Here is a 10,092-nt window from a genome sequence, read left to right on the forward strand (position 1 = left end):
CAGCAGTTCGGCCAGCAGGACTGGCGCGGCGGACAGCAGTTCGGCCAGCAGGACCGCTTCGGGCCAGGCCAAGGTTGGGGCGCCGGATCCGGCCAGCAGCAGGGCTGGGGCACCCATGGCGGTGGGCAGGCCTGGGGAAGCGGCAGCACCTTCCAGCCTCGCTACTGATCTGAGCAGGGTTCACCACGGTGGCCGCACGGCCCCGTGGTGAGCCGCTTTTCCGCCCCGGCGACGGTGGCGGAGTTTTCACACCGAACGGCGCAGAGGACAGAGGATGAAGAGGCAGGAAAAGCGGATCGCCTTCCCCGCAATGCTGGCGTTCGGCGCGGCGGCGCTGCTGGCCACGCCGGCCCTGGCGCAGGGCCAGATGGGCTGGGGCCAGGATCGCTTCGCGCCCGGCCAGCAGTTCGGACAGCAGGACTGGCGCGGCGGCCAGCAGTTCGGCCAGCAGGACCGTTTCGGCGGCCAGATGGGCTGGGGCCAGGACCGCTTCGCGCCCGGCCAGCAGTTCGGCCAGCAGGACTGGCGCGGCGGCCAGCAGTTCGGCCAGCAGGACCGTTTCGGCGGCCAGATGGGCTGGGGCCAGGACCGCTTCGCGCCCGGCCAGCAGTTCGGCCAGCAGGACTGGCGCGGCGGCCAGCAGTTCGGCGGTCCCATGGGTGGCCCCGGCATGCGCATGGGTTACGCCGGCCCGGACATGCACCGCATGATGGATGAGCGCGGCGTTCTGGTCCTGCTCGTGGAGCATGGGCGCCAGCAGCGCGCCATGCAGGAGGTGCGCCAGCAGCTTCAGGAAGCCCGCAGCGCGCTGCAGCAGGGCGACCGCAGCCGGGCCGAGCAGGCGCTCGCCAGCGCCGAGGAGAGCCTGCGCCGGGCCGATGCCATGCAGGGCATGCAGCAGGCCGAGCGGGCGCTGGAGCAGGCCGAGCAGGCACTGCAGCGCAACGACCGCGAGAGCGCGCAGCAGCACCTGCGGCAGGCGCGCCAGGCGATGCGGGGCGACGAGCGGCAGCAGGCCGGCGCTCAGACCGGCACCCAGGCGAGGACCGGCGCGCAGCAGACCGGCACCCAGACAGGCACCACCGACACCCAGGCCGGCGCCCAGACCGGCACCGGCACCCAGGCGGGAGCTGGCGGGCAGACCGGCACCGGGGCGCAGACCGGCGGGGCCGGCGGCGGCACCACGGGCACGCAGGGCAGCCGCTAGAGCGGATCGCGGACGGCCGGGACCGCGAAGCCGCTCCGCAGACAGGCGACCAGAGCCGTTTCCGCGACCATGGCTTCGTGGAAACGGCTTCAGGGCCAGCCGTCGGGGCGGAGATCCTTTCGGGGATCTCCGCCTGCGTTATTGGCGGCGAATCGAGCTTAGACCGGCAGGATCACGCCCTTGCCCGCGTCCTGGCGGTCGAAGACGCGATAGGCCTCCTCCGCCTGCTCCAGCCGCCAGCGATGCGTGAACAGCGCGTCCACGGCAATGCCGCGATCGGCGATGTAGCGCGCGCAGTCGGCTTGGCCCACGGTCGAGAAGGTCCAGGAGCCGATCAGGGTCACCTGCCGCCGCAGCAGGTCGGAGCTGACGTCGAGCGTCACCTCCCCGCCCTCGCCCACGAAGCAGGCCTTGCCCCAGGTGCGCACGCAGCGCACCGCCTGGGCCCGCGCCTGGGGGGAGGAGGAGGTATCGAGCGAGGCATGCGCGCCGCGGCCATGCGTGGCGTCGCGGATCGCGCCGACCACGTCGTTCGTCTCCAGCGGATTGATGGTGAGGTCGGCACCGAACTCCTTCGCCCGCGCCAGGCGGTTCGGGTTGGTGTCGAGAGCGATCACGCGCGCGCCCATGTGGTGCGCGAGCTGCGTGGCGGAAAGCCCGACCGGTCCCTGGCCGAAGATGGCGATGGTGTGATCTCCCTGCAGCGCCAGGCGCTGCAGCGCCCCCCAGGCGGTGCCGGTGCCGCAGGAGATGGCGGCACCGGTCTCGAAGGAGAGCTCCTCGGGCAGCGGCACCAGGCTGCGGGCGGGGCACTTCATGTAGCGCGCATGCGCGCCATGGCCGGTGACGCCATAGACCTCCGCCACCCCCTCGACGCAGAGCTGCGCCCAGCCGGTGGAGCAGTGCGGGCAGACGCCGCAGCCGCGGTAGTGGTGCTGCATCACCCGGTCGCCGATGCGTGCCTGGCGCGGGGAGACGGCGCTGCCCACCGCCACCACCACGCCGCAGGGCTCGTGCCCCGCGATCACCGGCTCGCCGCGGGTGCCGAGGCCGAGCGCGGCCGCGCCATCGCCGGAGGCGCGGTAGAATTTCAGGTCGCTCCCGCACATGCCGGAGGCCCTGATCTCCAGCACCACCTCGTCCGGACCGGGCGTGGGATCGGGAAAGTCACGGATCTCCAGCCTGCGGTCGCCGAGGAACACCACGCCCTTCATGGTCCTTCTCCTCCCTATCGGCTCAGCTCGCGCGTCATCGCCTCGATGCCCGCGACAGTCAGCGGGAACATGCGCCCTTCCATGATCGCGTGGATCATGCCGATGGACAGGGTGTAGTCCCAGTGCTCCCGCGGCGTCGGGTTCAGCCAGGCGGAACGGCGGAAATGGCCGGTCAGGCGCTGCAGCCAGACCCGGCCCGGCTCCTCGTTCCAGTGCTCGACGCTGCCGCCAGGCTCGCGGATCTCGTAGGGGCTCATGGCGGCGTCGCCGACGAGGATCAGCTTCCAGTCCGGCCCGTACTTCCGCAGCACCTCCCAGGTGGGAACCTCGGTGTCGCGGCGGCGGCGGTTGTCCTTCCACAGCCGCTCATAGGGGCAGTTGTGGAAATAGTAGTGCTCGAGATGCTTGAACTCGGAGCGTACGGCGGAGAACAGCTCGCTCGACAGCCGCACGTGGTCGTCCATGGAGCCGCCGATGTCGAGCAGCAGCAGCACCTTCACGGCGTTGTGCCGCTCCGGCACCAGCCTGAGGTCGAGCGAGCCGGCGTTCTTGGCGGTGGAGCGGATGGTGTCGGCCATGTCGAGCTCGGTCGCCGCGCCTTCCCGCGCGAAGCGCCGGAGGCGCCGCAGGGCGAGCTTCATGTTGCGCGTGCCGATCTCGATGTCGCCGTCGAGGTCGCGGAACTCCCGCCTGTCCCACACCTTCACCGCGCGGCGGTGGCGCGATTCCTCCTGGCCGATGCGCACGCCCTCGGGATTGTAGCCGTAGGCGCCGAAGGGCGAGGTGCCTCCAGTCCCGATCCATTTCGACCCGCCCTGGTGCCGCCCCTTCTGCTCGCGCAGCCGCTGGCGCAGCGTCTCGATCAGCTTGTCGAAGCCGCCGAGCGCCTCGATCTGGCGCTTCTCCTCCTCGGTCAGCAGCCTCTCGGCGAGCCTGCGCAGCCACTCTTCCGGGATCTCCCGCTGCGGGTCGCCCTCGGGCGGCTCCAGCCCCCTGAATACCTCGCCAAAGACGCGGTCGAAGCGGTCGAGGTGGCGCTCGTCCTTCACCAGCGTGGCTCGGGAGAGGTGGTAGAAATCGTCCACGCTGTAGCCGGCGACGTGCTCCTTCATCCCACGCAGCAGGGTGAGGTACTCCGTGATGCTGGCCGGGATGCCGGCGGCGCGGAGCGCGAGGATGAAGTGCGCGAGCATGGCCGCGCTACCGCCCCTGCTGGCGCCGTGACAGGAAGGCCAGCCGCTCGAACAGGTGCACGTCCTGCTCGTTCTTGAGCAGCGCGCCGTAGAGCGGCGGGATGGCGGTGCGCGGGTCCTGGCTGCGCAGCACCTCGGCCGGCAGGTCCTCGATCATCAGCAGCTTCAGCCAGTCCAGCAGCTCGGAGGTGGCCGGCTTCTTCTTCAGCCCGTCCACGCCGCGGATCTGGAAGAAGACGTTCAGCGCCTCGCGCGCCAGTTCCTGGCGGATGCCGGGGAAGTGGGCGTGGACGATCCGCTCCATCGTCTCGCGGTCCGGGAAGCGGATGTAGTGGAAGAAGCAGCGGCGCAGGAAGGCGTCCGGCAGCTCCTTCTCGTTGTTGGAGGTGATGATGACGACCGGGCGGTGCCGCGCCGTCACGGTCTGCCGCGTCTCGTAGACGAAGAACTGCATGCGGTCGAGCTCGAGCAGCAGGTCGTTCGGGAACTCGATGTCCGCCTTGTCGATCTCGTCGATCAGCAGCACCACGGGAACCTCGGACTCGAAGGCGTCCCACAGCTTGCCGCGCACGATGTAGTTGGCGATGTCGTGCACCCGCGGGTCGCCGAGCTGCCCGTCGCGCAGGCGCGAGACCGCGTCGTACTCGTAGAGGCCCTGCTGCGCCTTGGTGGTGGACTTGATGTGCCACTCGATCAGCGGCATGCCGAGCGCGCGCGCCACCTCCTGCGCCAGCACGGTCTTGCCCGTGCCCGGCTCGCCCTTCACCAGCAGCGGGCGCTGCAACGCGACGGCGGCGTTCACCGCGACCTCGAGGTCGCGGGAGGCGATGTAGGTGGCGGTGCCCTGGAAACGCTTCACTCTCGGAACCCTTGCGCTGGATCCCGGGCAGGGTGCGGCCAGTCCGCCGATGCCGCAAGCCTCCGCGGCGCGCCGGCCGGCCGCCGGCGCGCCCCCCGGCTTTAGGCCCGGGCCAGGCCCGCGGCCCGCATCGCCTCGCCGAGGGAGCGGTCCTGCTCCTCCAGGTGGCGCGCGAAGCCCTGCGCGTCGCCCCAGAGCAGGCCGAAACCGCGGGCGTTCATGAACTCCTTGTATTCGTTGCCCTCATAGACCCGCTTCAACGCCCCGCTCATCGCATCCTGCACCTCCTGCGGCAGGTTGCGCGGGCCGGCGATGCCGCGCCAGGCGCCGGCGGTCCAGTCGAGGTTGAGCGACTCCTTCAGGGTCGGGATGTCGGGCCATACCGCCAGCCGCTGCGGCCCCATCACCACCAGGCTGCGGGCCCGCCCGGCATCCAGCATCGCCCGCGCCTCGACCACGGAATTGGTGGTGAGGTCGAGCCCGCCCGCGGCCAGGTCCTGCATCGCCGGCGCCGCCCCGGTGGACGGCACCCAGCGCACATGGTCCGGCCGCAGCCCCATCGCGACCAGCCAGCCGCCCAGGGCGAGATGCCAGATGCCGCCCTGCCCGGTGCCCGAGGCCTTGAGCTGCCCCGGGCGGCTCGCCTTGATCGCGTCCGCGCATTGCTGGATCGTCTGCCAGGGCGAGTTCGCGTTCACCTGCACGCCAGCCGGATCGAAATTCACCAGCGCCAGCGGCGTGTAGTCCCGGTAGGTGATCTGCGTCAGCCCCTGCCAGTGCAGCATGCAGATCTCGGAGGTGAGCATGCCGAGGGTGTAGCCATCGGGCTGCGCGCTCGCGATCGCGGCATGGCCGACCACGCCGTTGCCGCCGGTGCGGTTCACCACGTTGAAGGGCTGGCCGAGCTCCCGCTCCAGGCCCGCAGCGATGATGCGCAGCACCGCGTCGGTGCCGCCGCCGGCCGCCCAGGGGCAGATCATGGTGACGGGCCGTGCCGGCCAGCGCGCCTGCGCGAGGGCCGGCCGCGCCAGGGAGGCGGCGCCGAGCCCGGCGGCGGCGCCGAACAGGGTGCGGCGGGAAAGCGTCTGCATGGTCGTATCCTCCGGCTTGGGCCGCGCCCCGGGGGCGGGCCGCGTTCGTTCCGAATTGCTACTCCGCCGCGCCCGAGGGCCGCAAGCGCCGGCCCCGCAGGCGCTGCACCACCCACACGCCCACCGGCCAGAGCAGGGCGGTGAAGGTCAGCGCCGCCAGCAGACCGCTGATCGGCCGCTCGACGAAGGGCAGCAGGCTGCCGTCCGACTTGATGAGCGAGGAGACGAAGCTCTGCTCCACCATGCTGCCCATGACGATGCCGAGCACCATCGCCGCCACCGGGTAGCCGTTGCGTTCCATCACGAAGCCGAGGCAGCCGAACAGCGCCACCAGCAGCACCGCGAAGGGGTTGTTGCCGATGGCATAGGCGCCCACCGCGCAGAGCAGCAGGATCACCGGCATCACCGCCGCCCGCGGCGCGCGCAGCACCAGGGTGGAGGTGCGGATCATCATGATGCCGAACGGGATCATGATGATGTTGGCCAGGATGAAGATCAGGTAAAGGGCGTACATGGAGGACGCGTTCTCGGTGAACAGCGTCGGCCCGGGGTTGAGCCCCTTCATGTACAGCACGCCGATGGCGATGGCGGTGATGGTGTCGCCGGGAATGCCGAACAGCAGCGCCGGCACCCAGGAGCTGGCCACCGCGGAGTTGTTGGCCGCACCGGACTCCACCAGCCCCTCCGGATGGCCGGTGCCGTACTTCGCCTGCTCCTTCGAGAATTTCTTGGAGGTGGCGTAGCTGATCCAGGCCGCCATGTCGGCTCCCGCGCCGGGCAGGACCCCGACGATGACGCCGATGGTGTTGCCGCGCATGAGCTGCTTGGGATAGCGCCGCGTCAGGCCCCACTGCCCCGCCAGGATGCTGCCGAAGCGGCGCCGCGGCAGCGGCGGCGGCTCCGGCATCAGCAGCGCGCGCATCACCTGCGCCACGGCGAACACGCCGACCAGCGCCGGAATCACCTCCACCCCGCCGAGCAGGTCCGACAGGCCGAAGGTGAAGCGCGGCGTGCCGGCCGGATTCTCCATGCCGATGCAGGCGATCAGCAGCCCGATCAGCATCGCGGCGATGGCCTTCACGGGGGAGGAGCGCGCCACCAGCGTCGCGCACATCAGCCCGAGCAGCGCCATCCAGAAATACTCGAAGGTGGAGAAGGAGAGCGCGATCTCCGCCAGCGCCGGCGCCACCACCATCAGAGCCAGGGTGCCGAAGATGCCGCCGAGGGCGCTGAACCACAGGCAGATGCCGAGCGCCGTCTCCGCCTGGCCCTTGCGCGTCATCGCATAGGCCTCGTCGGTGTAGGCGGCGGAGGCGGGAGTGCCCGGGATCCGCAGCAGGCAGCCGGGAATGTCGCCCGAGAAGATCGCCATGGCCGAGGCGGTGATGATCGTCGCCACCGCCGCGATCGGCGAGAGGTAGAAGGTCACCGGCACCAGCAGCGCCGTCGCCATGGTGGCGGTCAGCCCCGGCAGGGCGCCGATCACCAGCCCGTAGATGGCTGAGGCGAGGATCGCCACCAGCACGTCCGGGGCCGCGACCAGCGCGGCCCCCTCGATCAGGTTCTGCATGCGCTCACCAGGGTGCCGCCAGCAGGCCCTCCGGCAGCGGCACCCGCAGCAGCCGGTAGAAGACGAGGTGCACGGCGAGCGGCGCCAGCACCGCCAGCGGCAGGGCAAGCCGCAGGCGCGCCCCGAAGGCCAGCGCCACCACCAGCACCATCGCCGCCGCCATCAGGAGGAAGCCGATCCTCTCCGCCAGCAGCATGTAGAGCACCAGCAGCGCCGGCGGCAGCAGGGCCCACAGCCCGTGCCACCAGGACCGCCCGCCCCCCTCCTCCTCCGGCGCCTCGAAGGCGTGGCCAACGCCGAGCGCGATCATCAGCCCGCAGGCGATGAGGCCGAAGCCGATCAGCATGGGAAAGACGGCCGGCCCCACATCCTGCCCCGGCACGGCGGGCAGGCGGGACCCGCCCCAGGCCGCGAGGCCGCCGAGCGCCACCAGGGCCGCGCCGGAGACACGGTCGGAAAGACGCACCCCGTTCCTCCCTCCTCCTTGTTCCGGAACACTTTAACCCGACGGCGGCGGCGCAACAGCCGGATTTGGCAGGGCGCGCCGGCCGGTCTATGACCGGGCGGGCTTGTCCACCGCCCGGAGGCGCGCCGCATGGCACCCAGAGCCGCATGAGTCCCGCCTGGCACCACCTGCCTGTCTCGATCGAGGCGACGGAGCGCGGGCTGCAGGAAGCCGGCTACATCGCCAGCCGCCCCATCGCCACCGCGGTCTATCTCGCGCACCACCTGCAGAAGCCGATCCTGGTCGAGGGGCCGGCCGGCGTCGGCAAGACCGAACTCGCCAAGGCCACCGCCGCCTGGCTCGGCCTGACGCTGATCCGCATGCAGTGCTACGAGGGGCTGGACGAGGCCAAGGCGCTGTACGAGTGGAAGTACGGCAAGCAGCTCCTCTACACCCAGATCCTGAAGGACAGGCTCGGCGCCCTGCTCGGCGAGGAGGGCACGCTGGAGGGCGCGATCCGGCGCCTGCACGGCGTCGGCGACCTGTTCTTCTCCGAACACTTCCTGGAGCCCCGCCCGCTGCTGCGCGCGCTGCGCGAGCCCGAGGGCGCGGTGCTGCTGGTGGACGAGGTGGACAAGGCCGACCAGGAGTTCGAGGCCTTCCTGCTCGAACTCCTCTCCGACTACCAGGTCAGCATCCCCGAGATCGGCACGGTGCGGGCGCGGGTGCCGCCGATCGTGGTGCTGACCTCCAACTCCATGCGCGACCTCGGCGACGCGCTGAAGCGCCGCTGCCTGCACCTGCACATCGGCCTGCCGGACGAGAAGCTGGAGGGGCGCATCGTCGCCAGCCGGGTGCCGGGCATCGCCGAGGGGCTGCGGCGGCAGCTCGTCGCCTTCGTGCAGGGGCTGCGCGGCCTCGACCTGAAGAAGCTGCCCTCGGTCAGCGAGACGCTGGACTGGGCGCGGGTGCTGGTGCTGCTGCACGCGCGGGAGCTGGAGCCGGAGCTGGTCCGCGGCACGCTGAACGTGCTGCTGAAGTTCGAGAGCGACATCGAGGCCGCCGGACCGCATCTGCCGGACCTGCTGCAGAAGGCGCGCCGCGAGACCGCGCCGGCGGCGTGACCCGCGCATGGACGGGCCGCTGCTCGACTTCTTCCGCGCCGCCCGCAGCGCCGGGCTGCGCATCTCCCCGGCCGAGAGCATAGACGCCTCGCGCGCCGTGCGGGTGGTGGGGTGGGAGGACCGCGCGCGGCTGCGCGACACCCTGTCCCTCGTCCTCGCCAAGACCGTGGAGGAGAAGAGGCGGTTCGAGGAGTGCTTCGACCTCTTCTTCCGCCGCGATGGCTTCCGCGGCGCGGCGGAGGACGAGGCGGAGCCCCCGCCTTCCCCGCCCGAGGGCGCGCCCCCCGGCCTGCCTGAAGGCGGCGCGGCCGGCGCCGTCGGCAGCGGGCTCGGCCGCATGCTGCTCGCCGGCGACCGCGCCGGCCTCGCCGCGGCGATGGCGGCGGCGGCGGAGGAGGTCGGGGTCAGCCGCATCGCCGTCTTCACCCAGGTCAACCTGTTCGCCCGCCGCATCCTGGAGCGCATGGACCTCGCCGGGCTGGAGCGCGACATCGCGGCGCATCAGGGCACGCCCATCGGCGCGCGGCTGCGCCAGGGCCGGGACATGCTGCGCGAGGAGGCGCAGGCGCTGGCGCGGCAGAACCTCGAGCTCTACGCTCAGGGCGAGAGCGAACGCTGGCGCGAGCGGATGCTGGCGCAGACCCGCCTCGCCGCCATAGACCGCCGCGACCATGAGCGGATGCGCGTCCTGGTCCGCACCATGGCCCGCCGCCTGGCGGTGCTCTACGGACGCACGCGCAAGCGCGACCGCCGCGGGATGCTCGATGCGCGCCGGACGCTGCGGCGCAACATGGGCTGGGGCGGCGTTCCCTTCCTGACCGTGTGGAAGCGGCGGAAGCTCGACCGGCCGCGGCTCGTGGTACTGTGCGATGTCAGCGGCTCGGTCGCCGCGGTGGCGCAGTTTCTGCTGCTGTTCCTCTACGCGATGAAGGAGGCGCTGTCGGGCCTGCGCGCCTTCGCCTTCTCCGGCTCGCTGATCGAGGTGAGCGACATCCTTGAGCGCGAGCCGATCGAGAAGGCGACCGCGGAGATCATGGCCCGGATCGGCTTCGGATCCTCGAATTACGGCAATTCCCTCGTGGAGTTCGAACGCGGCTTCATGCCGATCCTCGACCGCCGCACCACCGTCATCATCCTCGGCGACGGGCGCGGCAACCGTACCGATCCCCGCGTGGACGTCCTGCAACGCATGGCGAACCGCGCGAAGCAGGTGATATGGCTGAATCCGGAGCCGCGCACCCTATGGGGCACCGGCGATTCCGACATGCCGCGCTATGCGCCGCACTGCCGCGTCACGGCGGTGTGCAGCACGCTGAAGCACCTCGACCGCGTGGTGACGGCGCTGCTGGAGGGCGAGGGCTAGGCCCGAGTAGCTCTGGCTGGAATCGG

At 71.4% G+C, this 10,092-nt stretch carries 9 protein-coding genes; 3 read left to right on the forward strand and 6 right to left on the reverse strand.

What is annotated here, in order from left to right; translation table 11 throughout:
- The first annotated feature begins 274 nt into the window (after positions 1 to 274).
- Positions 275 to 1,207: a YfdX family protein gene (locus ET526_RS20085; protein ID WP_135470690.1), complete on the forward strand. Its 933-nt coding sequence runs from the start codon at positions 275 to 277 to the stop codon at positions 1,205 to 1,207.
- A gap of 158 nt (positions 1,208 to 1,365) precedes the next feature.
- Here the strand turns inward: ET526_RS20085 and ET526_RS20090 are convergent, their stop codons facing one another.
- The 6 genes from ET526_RS20090 to ET526_RS20115 all read right to left on the reverse strand — a co-directional run bounded on the left by ET526_RS20090 (position 1,366) and on the right by ET526_RS20115 (position 7,600).
- Positions 1,366 to 2,421 carry a zinc-dependent alcohol dehydrogenase family protein gene (locus ET526_RS20090; protein WP_135470692.1) on the reverse strand — a complete coding sequence of 352 codons (1,056 nt, stop codon included), beginning with the start codon at positions 2,419 to 2,421 and terminating at the stop codon, positions 1,366 to 1,368.
- Positions 2,422 to 2,435: 14 nt separating this feature from the next.
- The gene (locus ET526_RS20095; protein WP_135470694.1) at positions 2,436 to 3,614 is read right to left on the reverse strand and encodes a vWA domain-containing protein; all 1,179 of its coding nucleotides are present in this window, start codon (positions 3,612 to 3,614) and stop codon (positions 2,436 to 2,438) included.
- Between the two features lie 7 nt (positions 3,615 to 3,621).
- Entirely contained in the window at positions 3,622 to 4,473 is an 852-nt protein-coding gene (locus ET526_RS20100; RefSeq protein ID WP_135470696.1) for an AAA family ATPase, read from the reverse strand.
- Positions 4,474 to 4,574: 101 nt separating this feature from the next.
- A complete protein-coding gene (locus tag ET526_RS20105) occupies positions 4,575 to 5,564 on the reverse strand; it encodes a tripartite tricarboxylate transporter substrate binding protein (protein WP_135470699.1) in 990 nt (329 codons plus the stop codon).
- 58 nt (positions 5,565 to 5,622) lie between these two features.
- On the reverse strand, positions 5,623 to 7,134 hold the full coding sequence (locus tag ET526_RS20110; protein WP_135470701.1) for a tripartite tricarboxylate transporter permease: 1,512 nt from the start codon (positions 7,132 to 7,134) through the stop codon (positions 5,623 to 5,625).
- Positions 7,135 to 7,138: 4 nt separating this feature from the next.
- Positions 7,139 to 7,600, reverse strand: a complete 462-nt coding sequence (locus ET526_RS20115; RefSeq protein WP_135470703.1) for a tripartite tricarboxylate transporter TctB family protein — start codon at positions 7,598 to 7,600, stop codon at positions 7,139 to 7,141.
- 146 nt (positions 7,601 to 7,746) lie between these two features.
- Between ET526_RS20115 and ET526_RS20120 the strand changes: the two genes are divergently transcribed.
- Together ET526_RS20120 and ET526_RS20125 are read left to right on the forward strand one after the other, a co-directional pair.
- On the forward strand, positions 7,747 to 8,703 hold the full coding sequence (locus tag ET526_RS20120) for an AAA family ATPase (protein ID WP_135470706.1): 957 nt from the start codon (positions 7,747 to 7,749) through the stop codon (positions 8,701 to 8,703).
- Between the two features lie 7 nt (positions 8,704 to 8,710).
- Positions 8,711 to 10,066 (forward strand): VWA domain-containing protein, encoded by a 1,356-nt coding sequence (locus tag ET526_RS20125; protein ID WP_135470708.1) that lies wholly within the window; start codon positions 8,711 to 8,713, stop codon positions 10,064 to 10,066.
- Positions 10,067 to 10,092 lie beyond the last annotated feature (26 nt).

Source organism: Crenalkalicoccus roseus, assembly GCF_004761865.1.
Lineage (GTDB): Bacteria > Pseudomonadota > Alphaproteobacteria > Acetobacterales > Acetobacteraceae > Crenalkalicoccus > Crenalkalicoccus roseus.